Genomic DNA, 22636 nt, shown 5'->3' with positions numbered 1-22636 from the left:
CGCCTCGGGGGAGTCAACCGCAAGAGATGTCATACACCCGTTACCCCTCAGTAGGGTTGTGGAAGATCTCCTGCACGGCATCACAATGGCGCATGGCTGACTTCACACCGCTCAGGCCCGGTGACCCTGAGCAGATGGGTGGCCTCGAACTCCTCGGCCGGTTGGGCCAGGGGGGCCAGGGCGTCGTCTACCTTGCCAGGACCCCCATGGACGTGCGCGTCGCCGTCAAGTGGCTGCATCCGTCCGAGGACGATGAGAGCGTCGAACGCTTCCTGCGGGAGGCGGAGGTCGCCCGGCGGGTGGCGCCGTTCTGCACCGCGACCGTCCTGAGCACGGGCGTCGAGCAGGGGCGGCCGTACATCGTCAGCGAGTACGTCGAGGGCCGCTCGTTGCAGCGGGTCGTCCGTGAGGACGGCCCCCTCGCGGGCGGGGACCTGGAGCGGCTGGCCATCGGCACCGCCACCGCGCTGGCCGCCATCCACGAGGCCGACGTGGTGCACCGGGACTTCAAGCCCGGCAACGTCATCATGGGCGCCGGCGGTCCGCGCGTGATCGACTTCGGCATCGCCCGCACGCTCGGCCCGGCCACCATGACCAGCAGCACGCAGATCGGGACGCCGGCGTACATGTCTCCCGAGCAGATCATGGGTCACGGCCTCGGCCCCGGGGCCGACATATTCTCCTGGGCCGGCACCATGGTCTTCGCCTCCTGCGGACAGGCGCCGTTCGGCAACGACGGGACAGCCGCCGTGATGCACCGGGTGCTCAACGATCAACCTGATCTGGGCTTGCTCGACGGACGGCTGGGCGACCTGGTGCGGCAGTGCCTGGACAGGGAGCCGAAGAACCGGCCGACGGCCATCGAGGTCATCACGCGCCTGGTGCGGAACCCGGAGTCAGGCACGGACCCGCTCGTGGCGGGAGCCGACCAGGCCACGCCGGACAGCGCTCCGCGTACCGGCCGGGCGAGGCCGTCACGCACGTCGTTGCTCGTCCTCGCCGGGACCACGATCACCGTGGCGGTCGTGGCGGCCGCGATGGCCGTTCCCGGCTGGCTGCGACCGCCCACGCAGGCCGCCGCCAAGCCGGCGGCCACGCCGTCGCGGGAGGCGACCGCGGCCCCGCGGATCACCCCCGTCAAGATCCCGCTCCCCGGCGGTGCGATCACCCTCTACGAGCGCCCGTCCGACCCGATCACGCTGACCGCGTACGAGGTCCACGACGACAAGCTCGACGACGACGTCGACTATGCCAGGCAGTCGTTACGGGGCGCATTCCACAAGTATCCGGATAACGTGGATTCGCTGGTCTCTCCCAACGGCCGCTATCTCGCAGGCCGGCCGGAAGACTACACCTCCGACGACTACGACTCGATCCTCATCACCGACCGGCAGGCCGGCTCGAGTTTCCGGGTCAAGACCGTACGCGAACCGATGGACACCAGCATCCGCGCCTGGTCGAAGGACAGCTCGAAGATCCTCCTCAACCTCAACCAGAAGACCGAGGACAAGCAGGGCAAGAACGTCTGGACCACCAGGGGCTTCGCCGTCCTGGATGTGGCCCGGGGCCAGGTCCGGGTGGTCGAGGTGGCCGACGACTCGATCCGGGACGGCGACTTCGGCTGGGACGGCGACGAACAAGGAGTGATCGCTGTCTCTGGGAAGGACGAGGTGCTGCGCTTCTTCGACGCCTCCGGCGACCGTACGCGAGACATCCCCGAGGTCGGACCGCTGGCGTCCGGCACCGTCGACCTCTTCTCACCCTCAGGCAAGATGTTCGTGACCGACTGCCCCGGCAAGGACGACAGCGATCACTGCATCTGGGACGCGGGCACCGGCAAGCGGCTGGACACCTTCTCCTCCGACTGCGACAAGGTGCTCGGCTGGTACGACGAATCGCACCTCTACTGCTGGGAGTACGACAACGGCGCCGACGACGAGGTTCGCGTCGTGGCCTTCGACGGCAAACTGGTGCACAGGCTGCTGGAGGCGGCGGACAAGCTCGAGGTCGCCCCTTACTTCACGATCAACCCCGCCCCTTCGTGATGCCCAGACCGTCTTTCTAGTGCGTGATCCTGATGACGGCCTTCTTCCCCTGGACCGCCAGGACCTCGAAGTCGAGGCCGTCGACGGTGCTGGGGCCTCCTTGGTCCGGCGTCTGCTCGGACATGGTCACCTGCATGCCGGACGCCGTGCCGGTGCTGAAGGTGACCGAGTCGTCCTCGACGGTGACCTTGACCGGCCACAGGCCCCACGTGTCGTTCAGCTTGATGGTCTGGCCGTCCGAGACGAGCACCTCACAACGCGCATCCCGGCAGGCCCGGAGCTTCGTGCCGTTCTTGGCCTTCGGGAGGGGTGTCGCCCGTGGCAGGGGAGTGGCCGGCGGAGAGCTCGCCGTAGGGGATGACGACGCCGGAGCGGCCGGTGACCTCGTCGGGGCGGCGGCGGGTGAGGCCGTCGGCTCCGCTCCGGAGCCGCAGCCGGCGATGAATCCGGAGAAGGCCACTGCGCCGATCACTGTCACCTGCTTGATCGATCTGCCTGGCATCGCGTCTCCCTCGCTCGCTCGGTACGTCGGCCACCCAGTATCGTGCCGAGGCTTCGGGACCCCTCCCGGCGCGATGCCGATAGAAAGGCCGCACATCTTTCGAAGGGGAAGACCATGTCCAGGATGACCATCACCGCCCTGACCCTCGCGTGCGCCATGGTCGTGACGCCTGTGGCGGCCGCTGCCCCGGCAGCCGCCACCGCCCAGCCCAGCTACCGCGGCTGCTACGACGGGAAGTGCAAGTTCACCTTCTCCGATTCCGTCAGCTTCCGCATCTCCAAGAAGCGCTACGGCTTCTCGAGGGTGTACGTGTCGAAGGAGTTCGTCGGCGGCATCTTCAACGCGGACATGGTCGTGGTGCGGGCACCCGGCCTGACCTCCTCGCTGGGCGAAGGCGCTCGGGGAAACATGCGCAGCAACGGCAAGAACACCCTCTCTTTCCGCGTACTGGCCATCACCGGCCAAGGGGCCACGATCCGTTTCACCGGATGAGCCCCGACCGTTAACGGGGTCAGAATGGGCCCCCCGCCAGCACTCGGTCTGCTCGCCGAGCGCCTGCGCGCCGATGCTCACCATCTGTCACCGGTCAGATTCCGTGATATTGGAGTTCGCCCTCGTGACCTCGCGCGGATGCGTCATGGGGTCGTGCCGGCGTGGTCCTGGTCGGCGAGGCCGGTCAGGACCGCGCTGGCCTGCCAGAGTCGCTCTTGCACGGCGGTGTCGTAGGACGGCTCGGGCGTGCGGCGTGGGCGCAGGTCGGCGAAGAACGCGCCGCTCACGTGCGCGACCTCGGGCGAGGTCGCCAGGTGTACGGCGGTGCGCGCGCCCTGGGCGGGGGTGAGCAGGAACGGCCGGGCCAGTGCGGCGATCGGTTTGAGCGCGCGGGGCACGCTGTCGGCGATGATGCCGGTGGCCACGATGCCCGGGTGCAGGGCGTTGACGGTGACTCCGGTGCCGCTCAGCCGCCTGGCCAGGGCGTATCCGCACATGACCATGGCGAGCTTGGCACTGCCGTAGGCGTGCATGGGCCGGTAGGCGCGCTCGGACTGCAGGTCGTCCAGATCGATGGTGGCCATGCGGCGCGGCCCGATCCGGTAGGCCCTGGTGTCGGAGATGGCGTCGGAGGCCACGTTCACCACGCGCGCGGGGGCGCCGGCGATCAGCCGGTCCAGGAGCAGGTTCGTCAGCATGAACCACGACAAGTGGTTGACCGCCAGGTGCAGCTCGATGCCGTCGACGCTGAGCCGGCGGTCGTGGAAGTGCGCTCCGGCGTTGTTGATGAGCACATGCAGGTGGGCGTGGCGTTCGCTGAAGGCCGCGGCCAGCTCGCGGATGGCTCGCTGGTCGGACAGGTCGGCTGCCATGGCGTGCACATCGGTGTTGCCGGTGGCCGCGGTGACCTGGTCGCGCAGCAGGCGGGCCGCCTGCATGCGGCGGCAGACGAGAACGACGGTGGCGCCGCGGCGGGCCAGCTCGGTGACGATCACCTGCCCCATCCCGCCTCCGGCGCCGGTGACCAGGCAGACCCTGCCCGCCATGGAGTCGAGGGACGGGCCGGTCATGCCGCGACCTTGAGGGCCTGGCCGACATGGGTGTCCTCGGCGGCGGCCCGCACCAGGAAGTCGGCCAGGTCGGCACGGGAGAGCCGCGAGGTCAGCGTGATCTTCAGCTCGGTGCCGATGCGATACCGGCCGGTGCGCGGGCCGTCGGTGAGCGCGGGCGGGCGTGCGATCGTCCAGCGGATGTCGCCCGCTTGGCGGATCAGTGTCTCCATCGCGTCTTTGTCGCGCATCCTGCCGCCCAGCAGGGTTCGCAGCGTGATGACGTACGGCGAGCAGTCACGGCTTTCGGCCGCCCCGTGAGCGCTCACCACGAGCAGCCGTGAGGTGGCCTTCGTACGCATGGCGGCCAGGATCGCACGGACCCCGTCGGTGCATGCCGGTGTCCCGGCCGAGCCCGCCAGCGTGCTGATCACCGCATCGCAGCCCTTCACCGTGGCGTCGACGGCATCCTGGTCGGCCAGCTCGCCGACGACGACGTGCAGGTGCTCGTGCGAGATCGGCAGGCGTGCACTGTCGCGGACCATGGCCCTCACCTCGTGCCCCGCTTCCAGGGCCCGCGCCAGGACCAGGCGGCCGGTGGCACCCGTCGCGCCGAACACGGCGATCTTCATGGCTGCTCCTCGCTCCTGAAGGTTGGACGCTCCAATCATCAGAGACAAAGATTGAATGTGTCAACCATTGGAGTTTCCTATTATCCTGGAGGCATGGAGGAAGCCGAGTCGCCGATCTATGACCTCATCGATCTCACCCTGGGCCTGGCCGAGCGCACCCATGCGCTCATCACCGAAGTCCTCGCCGAGCTCGACCTCACCCATGCCCTGGCCAACGCCATCTGGCAACTCGGCGGCACCCGCACCCCGCCCTCGATGCGCGAATTGGCTCGGGGCCTGCGCTGCGATCCCTCCACCGTCACCTTTCTGGCCGACCGGCTGGAACAACGCGGCCTGGTCACCAGGACCGTCGACCCCACCAACCGCCGCGTCAAGATCCTCGCCCTGACCGACAGCGGCCATCAAGCCAGGCGCCGCCTCGTCGAGGCCATGACCGCAGGCTCCCCCCTCGCCCGGCTCGCTCCCGACGAACAGCATTCGTTGCGCACCCTGCTGTCCAAGGCGATGGGCGACTGATCACGACCGCTCGGCCACATGACGCGATGAGCCGGCAGCGGTCGAGAGCCGCTCAGGACGAACGGCTCTCGACCACTCCCGCGTCGCGGCGCCTCCGGCGTTCCCCCAGCGGATCAGCACGGGGCTAGGGGAGGGTCCATTTCTGGTTGGCGCCGGTGTGGCAGGTCCACAGGTGTACGGGTGTGCTGTCGGCCGGGTTCACGCCGCTGACGTCCAGGCATTTGCCGGAGCTCGGGTTGAGCAGGGTTCCGTTGGCCTGCGGGGTCCAGGTCTGGGCGCCGCTTGCGTTGCACGTGTAGAGCTGGATCTTGGTGCCGTCGGCGGTGCCGGCGCCGGCCACGTCCAGGCACTTGCCCAGGGCTCGGAGGGTGCCGCCGTCCCGGGTCCAGCTCTGCGCCGCGCTCGCGTTGCAGGTGTAGAGCTGCACCTGTGTGCCGTCGGCGCTCGCGCCGCCGCGCACGTCCAGGCACTTGCCCGCCAGCCCCACCACCGGACCGGAGCCCGAGGACCTGGCGAAGGTGAAGTCGTCGACGTCGAACAGCCCGGAGCCGGTCCCCGTGAACGTCAGATAGACGTTGGCGGTGCCGGCCGGGACGTTCGACAGACTCGTCGAGACGTCCGCGAAGGTCGTCCAGCTTCCGGTGTTCGGCACCGCCACCGAGCCCAGGACCGGGCCGGTCGCGGAACCCGTACGGATCTGGATCGTGCCGCCCGGCCCGCCCGAGACCACGCGCGCCCTGAACGTGGTCGCGCCGTTCAGCGGGAGCTCGTTGTAGGCGGCCCAGTCACCGGGGTCGATGTGGCCGAGCGTCTGCCCGTTGTGCGCCCCCGCCTTGGTGAACGGCGCCACCCCGCTCTGCGCAGAATACGACTCCGCCTGCACCGCGCCGGTGGCGACCAGCTCCTTGATCCTGATGTTGCGGAACGACACCTCGTCGCCGTCACCGTGGTTCTGGATGCCGATGTGTCCGGCCAGGCCGCGCGCCGGGTCGGTGTTGGTGAAGTCGTTGATCTTGGTTCCGTTGAGGAAGACCTGGAGCCGTTCGCCCTCGACGAGGACCTCGTAGGCGTTCCACTCCGGCGGCGGGTTCAGCGCCGCGTCCCTGGCGGCGGCGTCGGGCCCCTTGAAGCCGTAGACGGAGCCGGTGGTGCGGTCGGGGGTGTCGGTCGCGTCGATCTGGATCTCGTAGCCGTTGTCCACGGCCGACCAGGGATCGCTCGACGGCGGGAAGCCGACGAAGACGCCGGAGTTGTCGTCGCCCGCCATCCGCCAGTCGAACTTCAGCGAGTACGACGAGAACTGCTTCACGTTGTACCAGAGCAGGCCGAGGCCGCCGGTCGAGGTCAGCGTGGCGTCGGCGTTGCTGAAGGAGCCCGGTCCGGCCTGCGACCAGCCGGAGGTGGAGCCGTTGTAGAGGGAGGTGTACCCGGACTCCGGCCGGCAGTCGGCCTTGGCTTGGCCGGCGGCGTACCGGATGCCGCCCAGAAGGTGGCCGCGGAAGGCGGGGTCGGTGTAGGAGGCCACGGTGTGCCCGCCGCCGGTGTAGAACGAGCGCCCGCCCTGGTAGGTCTTGCACCAGATGTGCGGATGGTCGGCTCCCATGCTGCCGCCCGAGTACGACGACTCGTCGAGGGTGGCGAGCACGCGTGCCGTGGAACGCGGGTTGGTGCGGTAGTTGTACCACTCGTCGGTGCGGGTCCAGGTCTGCGGCAGCGCGGCGGTGGCCGCGTGCCCCCGGTTCTCCACCTTGACGGCGGCCTGCTGGATGGCGGGGTGGGAGGCGAAGTAGGCGCCGACGAGCTCGCCGTAGAAGGGCCAGTCGTACTCGGTGTCGGCGGCGGCATGCACCCCGGCGAAGCCGCCGCCCCCGCGGATGTAGCTCTCGAAGGCACCCTGCTGGGTGTTGTCGAGCACGTCTCCGGTGGTGTTGAGGAAGACCACCGCCTCGTATCCGGCGAGGTTCGAGGCGGTGAAGGCCCCGGCGTCCTCGGTCGCGGTGACCGAGAAGCCGTTCGCCGCGCCCAGGTCGCGGATCGCCTGGACGCCCGCCGGGATGGCGTCGTGTCTGAAGCCCGCCGTCTTGGAGAAGACGAGCACGTCGAAGGGGGTGTCGGCGGCGACTGCCGGGCCCGCGGGTACGGAGCACCCGAGCACTACTGCGGCGACGACGGCTGTGCGAAGAATTCTGCCCATGTCACGCTCCCTTGGGGGAGCGGGGACGCCTGACGCGTCCCCGCCGGGTCGCTAGGTGAGGGTCCATTTCTGGTTGGCGCCGGTGTGGCAGGTCCACAGGTGTACGGGTGTGCTGTCGGCCGGGTTCACGCCGCTGACGTCCAGGCACTTGCCGGAGCTGGGATTGAGGATGGTGCCGTCGGTCTGCGGGGTCCAGGTCTGGGCGCCGCTTCCGTTGCAGGTGTAGAGCTGGATCTTGGTGCCGTCGGTGGTGCCGGCCCCGGCCACGTCCAGGCACTTGCCCAGGGCGCGCAGGGTGCCGCCGTCCCGGGTCCAGCTCTGCGCCGCGCTCGCGTTGCAGGTGTAGAGCTGCACCTGTGTGCCGTCGGCGCTCGTGCCGCCGCGCACGTCCAGGCACTTGCCCGCCAGCCCCACCACCGGGCCGCCCGTGACGAGGGTGAAGGCGTCCACGTCGAACAGCGCTCCGCCGGTTCCACCGGCGAAGGTGAGGTAGAGGGAGGTGGTCCCCGCGGGAGGGCTGGAGATCGCGCCGGTCACCTGGACGAAGTTCGCCCACCCGCCGGTCACCGGCACCGTCGCCGAGCCGAGCACCGCGCCGGTCGCGGAACCCGCCCGGATCTGCAGCGTGCCGCCCAGGCCGCCGGAGGAGACGCGGGCGGAGAACGTCTTCACATTGCTGATCTTGTAAGGGTCGAAGGAGATCCAGTCGCCGTTGTGGACGTCACCGACGGTCGCGCCGCCCTCCGCGCCGGACTTGGTGATCAGCGAGACGCCGGAGGACGTCTTGTAGTGCTCGGCCTGCCGGTGCTTGGGCTGGAGGATGACCTGCTCGTGGGTGGTGAGTCCGGCACTGTCGGCGTATTCGGCGTCGAAGACCGCGAAGATGTTGGCGGCCTCGTCGTGCTCGCCGTCCACGGGGACGAGGATCGCTCCCGAGCAGCCGTTCTGCGAGGTGATCTGATGGCCGTGGCTGTCGTGCCCGAGCACGTAGGTCATCTTCGCGCGGGCGCAGTCGGCCGCGCCGTCCTCCGGGTCGGAGGCCGAGATCTGGAACGGGACCACGTCGCCGAAGGCGAACAGCTGCCCGTTCGCGGGATTGGTCACGGTGACGGCCGGGGCGGTGTTGCCCACGCCCACCATCGCGTTCGCGCTGCCCGTGGCCCCCGTGGAGTCGCGTACCGTCAGGGTCGCCGTGTAGGTGCCGTTCGCGGTGTAGGTGTGCGTCGGGTTGGCCGCCGTCGAGGTGCCGCCGTCGCCGAACGTCCACGCGTACGTGATCGCGTCACCGTCGGGATCGCTCGTGCCCGCCGAGGAGAACGCCACCGTCAGGGGCGCCTGACCGGAGGTCGGCGTGGCGCTGGCGACCGCGACGGGAGCGCGGTTGCCGCCCGCGATGTAGTCGAACCTGTAGAGGGCCGAGTTGACGTCGCCGCTGAAGTAGCCGGTGCCGTAGTCCAGGACATACAGGGAGCCGTCCGGGCCGAAGGCCTGGTCCATGACCTGTTTGCCTGCCCATGGGAAGGTGTTGATCTCGCCGGGCGAGCCGTCGGCGGCGACGTGGATCGGCTTGATCCAGCCGCGGCCGAACTCGCCGGCGAAGAAGTGCCCTTCGAAGCTCTGCGGGAACTTGGTGGCCGACGGGTTCGCGGCGTTGTAGCGGTAGACCGGGCCGGCCATCGGCGACTCGGAGCCGCCGCCGAACTCCGGCGGGCTGCCCGCGTCACCCGCGTACCGGATCCAGGCGGGCTTGGCCGCCGGAAGGGTCGTCAGGCCGGTGTTGCGGAAGGAGTTGTTCGTCGGCCCGCCCGCGCAGTTGTACTTGGCCCCGCTGGTGTTCGTCGCGAAGTCCCACTCGTTGTAGGTCTCCGCCGAAGTGTTGGTCCCCGTGCAGTACGGCCAGCCGTAGTTGCCCGGCGCGGTGATCCGGTCGAACTCCACCTGGCCGCTCGGGCCCCGGGTGGCGCTGGACGAGCCGGCGTCCGGACCGTAGTCGCCGACGTACACGGCGCCCGTGGCCTTGTCCACGCTCATGCGGAACGGGTTGCGGAAGCCCATCGCGTAGATCTCCGGGCGGGTTCCCGTGGTTCCGGGCGCGAAGAGGTTGCCGGACGGGATCGCGTACGTGCCGTTCGCGTTCACCTTGATCCTGAGGATCTTACCCCGCAGGTCGTTGGTGTTGGCCGAGCTGCGCTGCGCGTCGTAGGCCGGGTTCTGGTTCGCGCGCTCGTCGATGGGCGAGTATCCGGCGGAGGCGAACGGGTTGGTGTCGTCCCCGGTGGACAGGTAGAGGTTGCCCGCCGCGTCGAAGTCGATGTCACCCCCGACGTGGCAGCAGATGCCCCGGTCGGCGGGCACGTCCAGCACGGTCACCTGGCTGGCCATGTTCACGGTGTGATCGGCGTTGAGCGTGAACCTGGCCAGCCGGTTGACGCCCTTCCACGCGGTCCAGTCCGTACCCGTGGTGGGGGCGTCGCCTGCCGGCGTGGACAGCGGAGGGGCGTAGTAGAGGTAGATGTGCCGGTTCGAGGCGAATCCGGGATCGACGCCGACGCCCTGCAGGCCCTCCTCATCGTGGGTGTACACGGGAATGGTGGCGATGACGGAGGTGTTGCCGGCGGTGTCGGTGCGCCGCAGCGTGCCGTCGCGGGCGGTGTGCAGCACCGACCGGTCGGGGAGCACCGCGAGCGACATCGGCTCGCCCATCTCGGCTACCCCCTTGGCGAGGGTCACCTGCTGGAAGTCGGCCGCGTTGATGGGATGAGCCTGGGCGGGGCCGGCGATCACGGTGAGCGAGGCGGCCACCAGCGTGAGCACGGCGGCGACTCGCATGCGTAAGCCTGAGGGCTTCGAGACTGGCATGGAGGAGATGTCCCTTCCTGACGGTGTGGCGCCAGGCGGAAGCGCAGTGCGGGCGCAAACGCTCGGGCCGAGGGGGGTGGGTCAGGGGGACGCGTGCGCCGACCGCGTCGATGGATGTGCTATGTCCCGGCGTGCCACCGCCGTCAGCTGAGGTGACGTCAACGTGTCACGCGGATCGGCGGGCGTCAAGACACGTGACCGCTCCCATTTCCATGATCACCGGAAGACAGATACGGCGATTCAGGTAGGGGCTTTTGCTTGACGATCGAAACAACTTCGTTCTACCATGCCGAAATATCGGCCTAATAGGTCGGAAATCATCCGAAAGGCTCACTTATGGTCGGGTAAGAAGCCTGCGGCGGTCAGCAGGTCTCCCTCACCGACCGGTGGAAAAGGATCGCCCCAGCTCTCGGGGCGCCCGTTGTTATTCCGCCGCCCGGTTCCCTTCGGTCCGGTCGCCGGTTCGTCCCGTCGCGCCGAGGCGGGGCGGGTCCGCGAGTGCCACCCGGGCAGCATGTCTGGGCGGCGGAGCATTTCCGCGTCCGGACAAGGGGCTCGTTTCCCAACCCAGGCGATGATCGGCATCTTGATGCCCCATCGCCGTCTGGTCCGCGACTGCGAGCACCTGCCGGCCAGTTCCGAGCTGCGAGCACCTGCCGTCCAGTTTCGAATCGCGGGTGCACTGGGCGATGACGGATGTGATGTCCCGCAGTTCTCACCCGTGGCCCCGTCCCGTCCTGGCGGCGGACATGAGCGGCCCCGACGCGCGGCGGCCCGACTGCTACGCCGAGCGATGGGTGCGGACCGTACAGGCCGAGTGCACCGACCGCATGCGGACCGTCGTACCGCAATGTTGCAGCTCTTCAGAGCAGGGCCGATCAGATTCGGTCGCGACGGACCTGCATGGAAAGTGCCGGCGGGACGGCGGTCCATGACGTCCATGCACCTGACCTCGACAGAAGCGGCGAAGCCGCATGTGATGCGCCCCTACCTGACTACTACAGATCGGTATGGGACCATTTTTGATCGTTCTAGTGTGAAATGTGATCGGCGCGCGACAGTAGTGTTACCGGCTTGTTATGTGGTCGTATCACTCTTTGATCACCTTCAGATTGTCCTGGTTCACCTCAGGAGAACAGATGCCCCTTTCGATCAGCCGCTCCATGCGAGCGGCCGCACTGGTCACGCCGGCCTGACCGCCACGGCACGCACCGGCGAAGAAGCAGGCACCTGACGCGATCGGCGTCTCGGCCCTGCCAACGCTCCACCGAACCAGGCCCCGGCACCACTCTCACATCGGCAAAGGAAGAGCTTTCCGAACGCCGACGGCACTTCCCGCCTCGACGTCGACCGTCAGCTGACATCACGCCGATGTGCCCGCGACGACACCGCCGTCCGGCGCCCGGGCACCACCGTGATTCCGTACCTGGAGTTTCAGTGGCGAAAAGTGCCGCTCGCGGCACCTCACGATCGCCACCACGTCGGCCATGCGCTTCCACCCCCCAACGGAGAGGTCCATGCAGACACTCATTCCGATACGCGCCGCAGCATCGGTGCTCGTGGCCATCCTCGTCTCGGCGTTATTCGTCGTGCCGCCCGCGCACGCGGCGCCGGCGAAGACCCCGCCCCTGTCGACGCCGTGGACGAGCCAGGCACTCGACGGAACTCCCCTCCCCGAGTACCCCCGGCCCCAGATGACCCGCCCCGACTGGATGAACCTCAACGGCGAATGGCAGCTGCGGCAGTCGGCGACGAACGACGCGCCGCAGTTCGGCGTCACGCTGCCGGAGCGCGTCAACGTGCCGTTCCCCGTCGAGTCGGCGCTGTCGGGCGTCATGCGCCCCATCAACGACAACCGCTACTACCTCTTCTACCGCCGGACGTTCACGGTGCCCCAGAACTGGGCCGGCCGCCGCATGCAGCTGCACTTCGGCGCCGTCGACTGGGAGGCGGCCGTGTACGTCAACGGCCGCCTGATGGGCACCCACCGCGGCGGGTACGACCGCTTCGAGTACGACGTCACCGACGCGCTCAACGGCGGCACCAACGAGCTGATCGTCAAGGTCTACGACCCCACCGACTCCGGCCACAACGGCAGCCACCCGGCCATCGGCAAGCAGACCCGCAGCCCGTCGGCCATCTTCTACACCCCCGTGTCCGGGATCTGGCAGACCGTGTGGCTGGAGCCGACGCCCACGTCCTCGATCTACAGCGTGGACACGTACCCGAACCTGAGCGACAACACCCTGCGGGTACGCGTCTTCACCCGGGGCAACGTCAGCGGCCACTCCGTCCTGGCCGAAGCGATGAACGGCACGACCGTCGTCGGCACCGCGACCGGCGGGTTCACCGACTTCAGCGTGCCGGTGCCGAACGCCCGCCGCTGGACCCCGGACGACCCGTTCCTGTACAACCTGCGCGTCTCGCTGCGCAACGGCTCCGGTCAGACGGTCGACCAGACCACGCACTACTTCGGCATGCGCGAGGTCGGCACCCGCGTCGTCAACGGGGTGCTGCGGCCGACGCTCAACGGCGAGTTCGTCTACCACCTCGGCACCCTCGACCAGGGCTACTGGCCCGACGGCCTCTACACCGCGCCCACCGACGCCGCGCTCGCCTTCGACCTGCAGAAGCACAAGGAGCTCGGCTTCAACATGGTGCGCAAGCACATCAAGGTGGAGCCCCAGCGGTGGTATTACCACGCCGACCGGCTCGGCCTGCTCGTGTGGCAGGACGTGCCGTCGATGCAGGCCTTCAGCCGCGACATCTCGGCCGCCCACGCCCAGCAGTTCGAGACCGAGGCGCGGGAGATCGTGGACGAGCACCGCAGTTCGCCGGCGGTCGTCGCCTACGTCCCGTTCAACGAGGGGTGGGGCGAGTGGAACCTCGCCGACACCCGCCGCGTCATCCAGAACGTCAAGAGCCAGGACCCGACCCGGCTGGTCAACGGGCACAGCGGCTTCAACTGCTGCGACTCCCTGGGCGACCCGGGCAACGGCGACATGGCCGACTGGCATGTGTACCCCGGTCCCGACGCGCCGTCGCCGTCCGCGACCCGGATCTCGATCCTGGGCGAGTTCGGCGGGCTTGGCCTGCGTACGCCGGGTCACGAGTACAGCCCGCACGGCGGCTTCTTCGCCTACGAGCAGCAGGCCAGCGCCGCCCAGCTCAACGACCGCTACACCGGCATGGTGCGTGATCTGCAGCAACTGGTCGCCAAGAAGGGCCTGAGCGGGTCGGTGTACACCGAGATCACCGACCTGGAGGGTGAGTACAACGGCCTCATGACCTACGACCGCCGGGTGCAGAAGGTCGACACGAACCAGGTGCGCGCCGCACATCAGAATCTGCTGGCCACGGCCAGGAACCAGAACGCGGCGCCGAACCTGATGCCGGGCCACGTCCGGTCGTTCCGCTCGACGACCTCCGGCTCCACCGACCGGTACCTGCGCCACGCGAACTCCGTCGCCCGTACGGACGTGATCGGCACGACGAGCCCGGACCTCGCCCGCCAGGACGCGTCGTTCCGCACGGTACCCGGCCTGGCGGACCCGCGCTGCTACTCGTTCGAGTCGGTCAACCTTCCGGGCCGCTACCTGCGGCATGCCAACTCGGTGGTGCGCATCGACGCCGACGCCGGAGGCCCGTTCGCGGCGGACGCCACCTGGTGCGCCCGTCCCGGACGGTCCGGGAGCGGCACGTCGTTCGAGTCGGCCAACTTCCCCGGCGCCTTCCTGCGGCACCACTCCGACAACGTCTACCTGGCCCGGCCCAGCGGTCCCAACCCGTTCGACGGCGGCGCCACCTTCGACGCCGACGCCACCTGGGACGTGAGCGGCGCCGCGTTGTGGCGCAGCGGTGTCGTCCTGCCGGTGGACGTTCGCCGGTCGCTGCAGGTGCAGACCCGGGGCTTCACCAACCGGTACCTGCGGCACGCCGACAGCCTGGCCGCCACGGAGGTCGTCGACGCCGGCAGCGCCGCGCTGCTGAAGAACGACGCCACGTGGACCGTCCGCCGCGGCCTGGCGGACTCCGGCTGCTACACCTTCGAGTCGGTCAACTTCCCGGGACGATACCTCCGCCACGCCGCCTCACGCGTCCGCATGGACCCGAACGACGGGAGCCCGCTGTTCGCCCAGGACGCGACATGGTGCGCCCGGCCCGGCCTGCAGGGCGGCGGTGTCACGCTGGAATCGATCAACTTCCCCGGCTCGTACCTGCGGCACTACGACAGCCAGGTGTGGTCGGCGAACGGCACCGGGGGCACGTGGAACCGTCCCCAGATGCTCACAGCGGACAGCACCTGGAACCTGACCACACCCTGGACGCCATGACGCGATGAACCGGCGCCGGTCGAGAGCCGTTCAAGATGAGCGGCTCTCGATCGCTCTCGCGTCGTGGTGTCTCCGGCGTTCGTCCCAGCGGATCAGCACGACCCCGTCGCTCGCGTGGGCCACCGGGAGGGATGTAGCAGGCCACGCCGAACTCCGGCGCGTTCGTCTTCCCGAGTACGACGGCCCCCGCGCGCCGGATCAGCCCGTCTTCGGTGGGCACGTGCCCGGCCAGGGGTGCGGAACCGTAGGACGTGGCGAGCCCGGCGGTCGCGTGGAGGTCCTTGATGCCGACCGGGATCCCACCGAGCGGGGTGTGCTCGTTTCGAGCCAACTGCTCGTCGGCCCGGTCGGCCTCGCGGAGGGCGAGCTCGGGGTCGACGGTGACGAACGCACCGAGCTCGCCGTCGAGCTCGGCGATCCGGTCCAGGTAGTGCTCGGTCAGCTCCCGCTGTGATGTCGTGGCTGCGCAGGGCACGCAGCTGTTCGGCGGCGGACAGGTCGTGCAGCCGGCTCATCGCGCTGCCGCCGGGGCCACGATGACCCGGTATGCCGAGCTCGCCACGGCGTCGAGGAAGCCGGCTGACGGGGGACGACGCCCGATGATCCGGCAGTGCATCAGCGGTCCTTCGAGCAGACCGCTGACCAGCTGAGGGTCCGGCAGCTCCGCGATCTCGCCACGTTCGACGGCCCGGCCCAGGGCCAACCGTAGCGAGCGTCCTCGATCCAGGCTCACGGTGCGGAAGACGGCCTCGGCGTCGGCGTCCTCGGCCAGATCGGCAAGCCAGCCGACCAGGCTGTCCATCCAGGGTGCCGACCACGACCGGGCGAGGTCGTCGACGTACACCCGGATGTCGGAGAGGAGCGAGCCGGTGTCGACGTCCGACACCGGCGGCAGGTGTGCGGCCAGGGTGTCGGCGACCAGGCGGGTCTTGGTGGGCCAGCGCCGGTAGACATCGCTGCGGTGCGCCCCGGCCCGGGCGGCGACCTGGGCGAGCGTCAGGGCCGCATAGCTGCCCTCGGTCAGCATGCCCCAGGCCGCCGCGAGCAGCCGGCGCTCCAGATCACGGTCGCGGGGTCGTCCCGGCATCGTTCGCTGCGCCCTCAATTCGCTACAGGTGTAGCGCTACATGGTGTAGCGCTACGTCATGTAGCGAATGTGGGCCGGAATTGAGTGCGTAGCAAGCCCGACCACGCGAGCAGAGCGGCATGGTTCGAGCGGGGCTTGAGGCTTTCCCGGCTACCGGCCCAGAACCGTCCGCGAAAGGCGGTGAAAAGTCTCCGGGCTCGGTTCAACGACAGTCTTGAAGTCATGAGTGCTGGTAACAACGAGCAGCCCGGCGCGGAATCAACACCCGCCCCGCCTGCCTGGCGGGAACTGCTGGGCCCCGAACATCTCGGAGCGGCGATCGTGCTGGCGGGCGGCGTGCTCGTCGGTGCGGTCAATATCTATCTGGCCGCTAGCCTGCTGCCGACCGCCGTGGCCGACATCGGCGGCGCCGGCTTCTACGCGTGGAATATGACGATCTACCTCGTCGCCATGGTGATCGCGACGATGCTGGTCAGCCGGCTCCTGGCCCGGTGGGGGAACGTCGGCGCCTACCGCCTCGGCTTCGCCGTCTTCCTGGTGGGCTCGCTGGCCTGTGCGGTGAGCCCGGCGATGCCGGTACTGCTGGCCGGCCGCGGCGTCCAGGGATTCGGGGCGGGGGTGCTGTCCGGGCTGGGGTTCGCCGTCATCCGCTCGGCCCTGCCGCGCCGACTGTGGACCCGCGGCAACGCCCTGATGTCGGCGATGTACGGCGTCGGCAACTTTGTCGGCCCGGCGCTCGGCGGCCTGTTCGCCCAGTTCGGCTCGTGGCGCCTGGCGTTCGTGGCGATGGCGGTGATCGCGGCGGCGTGCTGCGCGGTCGTGCCCCGGGTGCTGCCGCGCGGCGAACGCAGTGACGCGCGGGCGCCGGTCCCGGCCGTGTCGCTGCTGCTGGTCACGGCGGCCACCGCGGCTGTCAGCCTGGCCGGAGTGCTGTCCGGCACCCTGGCGATGGTGGGCGGCATCGTGGTGGCACTGCTCCTGGTGGCTGTCTTCGTCGCCTACGAGCGGCGCAGCGAGCTGCGGGTCTTCCCGCGTACGACCTACCAGGCCGGCTCACCACTGAAGTGGATCTACCTGACGCTCGGGCTCCTGGCCTTCGGCGTCGCGGTCGAGTCGTTCGTCCCGCTGTTCGGCCAGCAGTTGGGCGGGCTGCCCCCGCTCGCGGCCGGCCTGTTCGGGGCGGCCATCTCGCTCGGCTGGTCGCTGACCCAGCTCGGCAGCTCATCGGCCACCAGGGAGCGCACGGTACGCCGTTTGCGCATCGTCGGCCCGCTGCTCCTGGCGGCCGGCTTCCTCCTCCAGGGGCTGCTGCAGCGCGAGGACACGCCGATCTGGCTGGTGGTCATCTGGGTGCCGGTGTTGTTCATCGCGGGTTCCGGCATCGGCCTGGCCTACCCGCACCTGTCCGTGGCCGCCATGTCCAGCACCCAGGATCCGGAGGAAGGACGCAGGGCCGCCGCGGCGATCGCCACGGTGACGAGTCTGTCGATCGCGTTCGGCACGGCCGTGGCCGGAGCCCTGGTCAACCTCGGTGACCCGTCGATGCTCGACTCGGCACGGTACGTACTGTTCGGTTTCGCGATCATCTGCGCGATCGGCGCCGTCACCGCACGCGCGGCGAACCGTTCGAGCAGCCCGGGTTTCGGATCGCCTGGTCACCACGTGCCCGAGATCACCCGATGACCGTATCGACGCGAGGAGATTTCCATGACTGACGCCCTGCCAGAGATGCCGACCTTTCCGATGGCCCGCGCGACGGGGTGTCCCTTCGATCCGTCGCCGGAGTTGAGCCGACGACTCGAAGAAGCGCCGGTTTCACGAGTGAGACTGTGGGACGGCAGCACCCCGTGGATGGTCACCCGCCATGCGGATGTGCGTGCGCTGCTCGCCGATCCGCGGGTCAGCGTCGACGTGGCGCAACCCGGCTACCCGCACACCAACGCGGTGAGCAAGGCGCGCGACGCACACATGAAGACGCTGATGCAGATGGACGCGCCGGAGCACATCGCCCAGCGACGGCTCCTGACCCCGGACTTCACGGTCAGAAGGATGGAGGCGTTGCGGCCCCGGATCCAGCGGATCGTTGATGATCTCATCGATGAGATGCTCGCCGGCCCGAATCCGGTCGACCTGGTGGAGGCGTTCGCGCTGCCGGTTCCCTCGCTGGTGATCTGCGAACTGCTGGGCGCGCCCTATACCGCCCGCGACCTCTTCCACCGAGTGTCCCGCACGCTCGTCATGGACGAACCCGACCCCGAACAGGCCATGGCCGCCAGCGAGGAACTGAACGCCTACCTGGAGGAGTTGGTGGACGAGAAGAATGCCGAGCCGGGCGACGACGTGTTCAGCAGGCTGGCCGTCGAGCAGTACCGGACCGGCGCGATGACCCGGCGTGAGATCGCCACGGCCGGTCAACTCCTTCTGGTGGCCGGGCACGACACCACCGCGACCATGATCGCGCTGGGCACGACCGCATTGCTGGCGCACCCGGACCAGTTGAGCGCGGTCCGCGATGGCGGCGACCCCGCACGGGTGGCAGGCGCCGTCGAAGAGCTCCTGCGCTATCTGTCCATCACCCACACCGAGGCCCGCCGAGTCGCGCGGGAAGATCTCGAGATCGGCGGCCGGCTCATCCGCAAAGGCGACGGCATCATCGCGGTGAAGAGCATCGCCAACCGAGACCCCTCTGCCTTCCCCGACCCCGACACCCTCGATGTCCACCGCAGGGCCCGCCACCATGTCGCCTTCGGTTTCGGCGCCCACCAGTGTCTGGGCCAGCCACTCGCCCGAGTGGAACTGCAAGTCGTCTACAGCACCCTGTATCGACGCATCCCCACACTGGCCCTGGCCGTACCGCTGGAACAGCTGACCTTCAAGGAGAACGCGGTCTTCTACGGGGTCCGCGAACTACCCGTCACCTGGTAGATCACAAAGGAGAATCTCATGAAGATCACTATCGACCAAGACGCCTGCATCGGCTATCGCGGGGGTCTGGTCGGCCAGTGAAGCGGCACCCATCGCGGTGTTGAGACTGAAGGCGTCACCGACGGCTTCGATGAAATCTTCGCAGGCGACGACGTTCACGTGCTGAAGATCCCGCCCCATCGCTCGCGCGAACGCGTTCGCGCGAGCGATGGGTCCGCACCGCGCGCGGAGTGCGCCGACCGACTGCCGATCTTCGGCGAACGGCAGCTTCGCACCGTGCTGGACGAATACACCGATCATCACAATCGGCACAGGCCGCACCGCTCCCTCGGCCTTCGAGCTCCCACGAGTGGAACGACCGACCCACCGCTACGCCATCGCTCCGGTCCACCGCCACCCTGCCGGCCGGCGACGCCGGCAAGGCACTCCCATACCGGGGCGGGCCTTAGGGTGTGCCACATGAATACAACTACTCAGAGTAGTATTATGGGCACTCTCAGGTATGACTTGCCGGCTTCGCTGGTCGTGGTCCTCATCGCGGTGCCCCTGTCGCTGGGCATCGCCCTGGCAGCCGGGGCCCCGCTGGCGGCGGGCCTGGTCGCCGCCGCCGTGGGCGGCATCGTCGCCGGTTGGCTGGGCGGCTCGCCCGTCCAGGTGAGCGGTCCGACGGCGAGCCTGACCGTGGTCATCGCCGGCCTGGTGCACACCTACGGCTGGCGCGCCACCTGCGCCATCACCATCCTGGCCGGGGCCGTGCAGCTGGTGCTCGGCGTGTTCAAGGCAGCGCGCGCCGCGCTGGCCGTCTCGCCCGCGGTCGTCCACGGCATGCTGGCCGGCGTCGGCATCATCATCGCGCTGGCCCAGCTGCACGTGGTGCTGGGCGGCCGCCCTCAGCACTCGGCACTGGCCAACCTGACTCAGCTGCCCGGCCAGATCCTCGACCTGCACGGCCACAAAGTCATGGTCGGCGTGCTCACCGTCACCGTCCTGCTGCTCTGGGGCCGGCTGCCCAAGCACGTCAAAGCAGTTCCGGCGCCTCTGGCGGCGCTGCTCGTGGCCGCCGGCACCGCATGGGTGTTCGGCTGGAACGTCACCCGCATCGACCTGTCCGGCGCGATCACCGCGTGGGCGCCGCCGCAGCTGCCGCAGGGCGACTGGCACCACGTCGCCGGTGCGGCGCTGCTGATCGCACTGCTTGCCGGGGCGGAATCGCTGCTGTGCTGCGTGGCCACTGACAGCATGCACCCCGGCCGCCGCGCCGACCTGGACCGCGAGCTGTCCGGGCAGGGCGTGGCCAACGTGGTCAGCGGCTTCCTCGGCGGGCTTCCGGTGGCCGGCGTGATCGTCCGCAGTACCACCAACATCCGCGCGGGCGCGCGCAGCCACTGGTCGGCCATCCTGCACGGTGTCTGGGTCCTGCTGTTCGCGCTCTTCCTGGGCGGAACGATCCACTACATCCCGATGGAAGCGCTGGCGGCCCTGCTGGTCTTCATCGGCATCCGGACGATCAGCCTCGGCCACATCAGGAAGGTACACGGCCACAACGAGGTCCCCGTCTACGCGGTGACCATGGCCGGCGTGATCCTCATCGGCCTGGCCGAGGGCGTGCTGGCCGGGCTCGCCCTGGCCGCGCTGCTGGCACTGAGACGGCTGACCCGGGTGACCGTCGACAAGCGCGAGGAGCCCGATGGACGCCTGCACACCACGGTCTCCGGCTCGCTCACCTTCCTCGGCGTGCCCCGCCTGACCCAGGAACTGCGCGCCATCCCGGCCGGAGCCACCGTGGACCTCGACCTGAACATCGATTTCATGGACAACGCCGCCTTCGAGGCTCTGCACAACTGGCGGCAGGACCACGAGCAGCTGGGCGGTACGGTCACCATCGACGAACTCCACGACGAGTGGTACGCGCTGGCCGCCAGCGGTGCCCGCATGTCCCCCGCCAAGAGCCCGCCCAAGCCGGCCGGACGCTGGTGGCTGCCGTGGACCTACCGCGGGCGCCAGGACGCCGCCGCGACCGTCGTCGAGTGCCGGCTCGCCCAGGGCGCTGATGAGTTCCACCGCCGTACGGCGCCGCTGATGCGGCCTATCTTCGCCGAGCTGGCCGCCGGGCAGCAGCCCACTCACCTGTTCATCACCTGCGCCGACTCCAGGATCATGCCCAGCCTGATCACCTCCAGCGGCCCCGGCGACCTGTTCACCGTGCGCAACGTCGGCAACCTGGTGCCGTGCGCGGGCGCGGACCCCGGAGACGACTCGGTGGCCGCCGCCATCGAGTACGCCACCCGCGTCCTCGACGTCCACACCATTACGGTCTGCGGCCACTCCGGCTGCGGCGCGATGGCCGCCCTGCTCGGCGGCCCCGCGACCACGGCCGACCTGCCCCCGTTGCAGCGCTGGCTGCGGCACGGTGACGCGAGCTTGAGCAGGCTCGGTGACGAGCGCCCGGAGGACGCGCTCGACAGGCTGTGCCGGCTGAACGTCCAGCAGCAGCTCGACAACCTGAAGACCTACCGCAGGGTGAACGAGCAGGTCGATGCCGGGACGCTGAAGCTGGTAGGTCTGTACTTCGACATCTCATCCGCACGGGTGCACGTGGTCACGCCCACCGGGCCTGGACATCCGGGCGGGGATCGGCCCGCTACCCGCCACCGAGCCGAACGACGATCAGATGAAGCAGCGGCAACGCCATGAACAGCGATCATGCCCGTAAGAACAGGACTCCGAACACCAGGTCAGCGTCAACGGCCGACTTTCGGGCAGCCACGGGCCGCGCGGGGCAGACGGGCGTCGGCCCCGCGCGGCGTTCACACCAGCAGTTGTCGATCAGCGCGTCACAGTGCCCGCCGTGATCATCGTGGGGGCGTGGCGGGGACGCGGCGGGCGTCGCGCTGGTTGGCGTGCACGCTGGTGATCGTGACCGTGGCCAGGGTCGCGACGATGGCGCCGAGCGAGACCAGCGTGGGGATCTCTGGCACGGCCGGCCAGATGCCGTGTGCCCAGTGCAGGACGAGCTTGACCCCGATGAAGCCGAGGATGACGCCGAGCCCGTGGTTCAGGTGGCGCAGCTTGGCCAGGACGCCCTGCAGCACGAAGTACAGCGCGCGCAGGCCGAGCAGGGCGAAAGCGTTGGTGATGAAGACGAGGAACGGGTCCTCGGTGACGCCGTACACGGCGGGGACGGAGTCGACGGCGAACACGATGTCGGTGGCGAACACGGCAACGATCGCGAGTGCCAGCGGCGTCAGCGCGCGTCGGCCGCCCTCGAGGACCGTCAGGCGGGAGCCGTGGTAGTCGCCGGTGACGGGCATGAACCGGCGCAGCAGCCGGATCGACCGCATGGAGGAGATGTCGACCTCCTGCTCCCCGCCGCGCATCGCATCGCGCAGGATTCGCCACGCGGTGACGATGAGGATGCCGCCGAACAGCAGGAACGCCCATGTGCCGCTCTGCAGCACGGCCGCGCCGAGCGCGATGAAGATCGCTCGCAGCACCAGCGCCCCGACGATCCCGTACAGCAGCACCCGCTGGGCCAGCTCGTGGGGCACCGCGAAGGCTGACAGCAGCAGCATGAACACGAAGAGGTTGTCGACCGACAGCGACTTCTCCACCACGTACCCGGTGTAGAACTCGACCGCTACGCCGGCCCCGAACGCGTACCACGCGTACAGGCCGAAGAGCAGGGGAAGGGCCAGGTAGAAGACCGACCAGGCGACGGCCTCGCGCATGCGGACCGTGTGCGGGCGGCGGGTCATGACGAAATCCAGGACCAGCAGCAAAACGAGACCGGCGACAGTGATCGTCCACAGCGGCGCCGTGCCGATCGTCTCGATCTGGGCAGCCGACAGCAGGCCGGTGGGTGCGGGCATCGAACCTCCTCGAACGCGACAGTCGTCCGAGGTCTCCTTCACCCACCGGGGGCGGCCGCCCGGGGCCGAGGATTCGTCCGTATTGACCGGGCCGGCGCTTGGGAAGTACTCCCCTCGATCTTCCAGAGTAGG

Annotated in this window: 16 protein-coding genes; 7 read left to right on the top strand and 9 right to left on the bottom strand. The window is 69.2% G+C overall.

Annotation, left to right across the window (positions count from 1 at the left end; genetic code table 11):
- The first annotated feature begins 92 nt into the window (after window positions 1-92).
- A complete protein-coding gene (locus tag ACIBQX_RS35925; RefSeq protein WP_397012533.1) occupies window positions 93-2045 on the top strand; it encodes a protein kinase in 1953 nt (650 codons plus the stop codon).
- A gap of 16 nt (window positions 2046-2061) precedes the next feature.
- On the opposite strand, the gene ACIBQX_RS35920 is transcribed toward ACIBQX_RS35925, so the two are convergent.
- Entirely contained in the window at window positions 2062-2547 is a 486-nt protein-coding gene (locus ACIBQX_RS35920) for a hypothetical protein (RefSeq protein WP_397012531.1), read from the bottom strand.
- 114 nt (window positions 2548-2661) lie between these two features.
- On the opposite strand from ACIBQX_RS35920, the gene ACIBQX_RS35915 reads away from it, so the two are divergent.
- Window positions 2662-3039 carry a hypothetical protein gene (locus ACIBQX_RS35915; protein ID WP_397012529.1) on the top strand — a complete coding sequence of 126 codons (378 nt, stop codon included), beginning with the start codon at window positions 2662-2664 and terminating at the stop codon, window positions 3037-3039.
- A gap of 143 nt (window positions 3040-3182) precedes the next feature.
- Here ACIBQX_RS35915 and ACIBQX_RS35910 read toward each other — a convergent pair whose 3' ends face one another.
- The gene (locus tag ACIBQX_RS35910; RefSeq protein ID WP_397012527.1) at window positions 3183-4109 is read right to left on the bottom strand and encodes an SDR family oxidoreductase; all 927 of its coding nucleotides are present in this window, start codon (window positions 4107-4109) and stop codon (window positions 3183-3185) included.
- A complete protein-coding gene (locus ACIBQX_RS35905) occupies window positions 4106-4720 on the bottom strand; it encodes an NAD(P)-dependent oxidoreductase (RefSeq protein WP_397012525.1) in 615 nt (204 codons plus the stop codon). Before ACIBQX_RS35905 ends, ACIBQX_RS35910 begins: the two co-directional genes overlap by 4 nt.
- Before the next feature lie 93 nt (window positions 4721-4813).
- Here ACIBQX_RS35905 and ACIBQX_RS35900 point away from each other — a divergent pair, with 93 nt between their 5' ends.
- Window positions 4814-5236, top strand: a complete 423-nt coding sequence (locus ACIBQX_RS35900) for a MarR family winged helix-turn-helix transcriptional regulator (RefSeq protein WP_397012523.1) — start codon at window positions 4814-4816, stop codon at window positions 5234-5236.
- Between the two features lie 124 nt (window positions 5237-5360).
- On the opposite strand, the gene ACIBQX_RS35895 is transcribed toward ACIBQX_RS35900, so the two are convergent.
- Window positions 5361-7430, bottom strand: a complete 2070-nt coding sequence (locus ACIBQX_RS35895; RefSeq protein ID WP_397012521.1) for a ThuA domain-containing protein — start codon at window positions 7428-7430, stop codon at window positions 5361-5363.
- Between the two features lie 51 nt (window positions 7431-7481).
- The gene (locus ACIBQX_RS35890) at window positions 7482-10259 is read right to left on the bottom strand and encodes a PQQ-dependent sugar dehydrogenase (RefSeq protein ID WP_397012519.1); all 2778 of its coding nucleotides are present in this window, start codon (window positions 10257-10259) and stop codon (window positions 7482-7484) included.
- Between the two features lie 1547 nt (window positions 10260-11806).
- Here ACIBQX_RS35890 and ACIBQX_RS35885 point away from each other — a divergent pair.
- Window positions 11807-14623 (top strand): AbfB domain-containing protein, encoded by a 2817-nt coding sequence (locus ACIBQX_RS35885; protein ID WP_397012517.1) that lies wholly within the window; start codon window positions 11807-11809, stop codon window positions 14621-14623.
- On the opposite strand, the gene ACIBQX_RS35880 is transcribed toward ACIBQX_RS35885, so the two are convergent.
- Window positions 14577-15098: an amidase family protein gene (locus ACIBQX_RS35880; RefSeq protein WP_397012515.1), complete on the bottom strand. Its 522-nt coding sequence runs from the start codon at window positions 15096-15098 to the stop codon at window positions 14577-14579. The genes ACIBQX_RS35885 and ACIBQX_RS35880 overlap by 47 nt on opposite strands.
- Before the next feature lie 36 nt (window positions 15099-15134).
- Entirely contained in the window at window positions 15135-15710 is a 576-nt protein-coding gene (locus ACIBQX_RS35875) for a TetR/AcrR family transcriptional regulator (RefSeq protein ID WP_397012513.1), read from the bottom strand.
- Window positions 15711-15932: 222 nt separating this feature from the next.
- Between ACIBQX_RS35875 and ACIBQX_RS35870 the strand changes: the two genes are divergently transcribed.
- Entirely contained in the window at window positions 15933-17393 is a 1461-nt protein-coding gene (locus ACIBQX_RS35870; RefSeq protein WP_397012511.1) for an MFS transporter, read from the top strand.
- A gap of 138 nt (window positions 17394-17531) precedes the next feature.
- Entirely contained in the window at window positions 17532-18635 is a 1104-nt protein-coding gene (locus tag ACIBQX_RS35865; RefSeq protein WP_397012509.1) for a cytochrome P450, read from the top strand.
- On the opposite strand, the gene ACIBQX_RS35860 is transcribed toward ACIBQX_RS35865, so the two are convergent.
- Entirely contained in the window at window positions 18618-18947 is a 330-nt protein-coding gene (locus tag ACIBQX_RS35860) for a hypothetical protein (RefSeq protein WP_397012507.1), read from the bottom strand. The genes ACIBQX_RS35865 and ACIBQX_RS35860 overlap by 18 nt on opposite strands.
- Before the next feature lie 174 nt (window positions 18948-19121).
- On the opposite strand from ACIBQX_RS35860, the gene ACIBQX_RS35855 reads away from it, so the two are divergent.
- Window positions 19122-21329 (top strand): SulP family inorganic anion transporter, encoded by a 2208-nt coding sequence (locus ACIBQX_RS35855; protein WP_397012505.1) that lies wholly within the window; start codon window positions 19122-19124, stop codon window positions 21327-21329.
- Between the two features lie 158 nt (window positions 21330-21487).
- Here the strand turns inward: ACIBQX_RS35855 and ACIBQX_RS35850 are convergent, their stop codons facing one another.
- A complete protein-coding gene (locus ACIBQX_RS35850; RefSeq protein ID WP_397012503.1) occupies window positions 21488-22504 on the bottom strand; it encodes a TerC/Alx family metal homeostasis membrane protein in 1017 nt (338 codons plus the stop codon).
- Window positions 22505-22636 lie beyond the last annotated feature (132 nt).

Source organism: Nonomuraea sp. NPDC049714 (assembly GCF_044465295.1).
In the GTDB taxonomy this organism is placed as follows: Bacteria; Actinomycetota; Actinomycetes; order Streptosporangiales; family Streptosporangiaceae; genus Nonomuraea.
The sequence above is the reverse complement of the archived record's forward strand: the minus strand, read 5'-3'. Positions and strand labels throughout refer to the sequence as shown.

Bases quoted from the DNA above. Each gene is read 5' to 3' on its own strand.
- ACIBQX_RS35910 (WP_397012527.1), bottom strand. From the start codon at position 4,109: ATGACCGGCCCGTCCCTCGACTCCATGGCGGGCAGGGTCTGCCTGGTC.
- ACIBQX_RS35895 (WP_397012521.1), bottom strand. From the start codon at position 7,430: ATGGGCAGAATTCTTCGCACAGCCGTCGTCGCCGCAGTAGTGCTCGGG.
- ACIBQX_RS35850 (WP_397012503.1), bottom strand. From the start codon at position 22,504: ATGCCCGCACCCACCGGCCTGCTGTCGGCTGCCCAGATCGAGACGATC.
- ACIBQX_RS35920 (WP_397012531.1), bottom strand. From the start codon at position 2,547: ATGCCAGGCAGATCGATCAAGCAGGTGACAGTGATCGGCGCAGTGGCC.
- ACIBQX_RS35885 (WP_397012517.1), top strand. From the start codon at position 11,807: ATGCAGACACTCATTCCGATACGCGCCGCAGCATCGGTGCTCGTGGCC.
- ACIBQX_RS35855 (WP_397012505.1), top strand. From the start codon at position 19,122: ATGGGCACTCTCAGGTATGACTTGCCGGCTTCGCTGGTCGTGGTCCTC.
- ACIBQX_RS35870 (WP_397012511.1), top strand. From the start codon at position 15,933: ATGAGTGCTGGTAACAACGAGCAGCCCGGCGCGGAATCAACACCCGCC.
- ACIBQX_RS35875 (WP_397012513.1), bottom strand. From the start codon at position 15,710: ATGCCGGGACGACCCCGCGACCGTGATCTGGAGCGCCGGCTGCTCGCG.
- ACIBQX_RS35925 (WP_397012533.1), top strand. From the start codon at position 93: ATGGCTGACTTCACACCGCTCAGGCCCGGTGACCCTGAGCAGATGGGT.
- ACIBQX_RS35900 (WP_397012523.1), top strand. From the start codon at position 4,814: ATGGAGGAAGCCGAGTCGCCGATCTATGACCTCATCGATCTCACCCTG.
- ACIBQX_RS35890 (WP_397012519.1), bottom strand. From the start codon at position 10,259: ATGCGAGTCGCCGCCGTGCTCACGCTGGTGGCCGCCTCGCTCACCGTG.
- ACIBQX_RS35915 (WP_397012529.1), top strand. From the start codon at position 2,662: ATGTCCAGGATGACCATCACCGCCCTGACCCTCGCGTGCGCCATGGTC.
- ACIBQX_RS35905 (WP_397012525.1), bottom strand. From the start codon at position 4,720: ATGAAGATCGCCGTGTTCGGCGCGACGGGTGCCACCGGCCGCCTGGTC.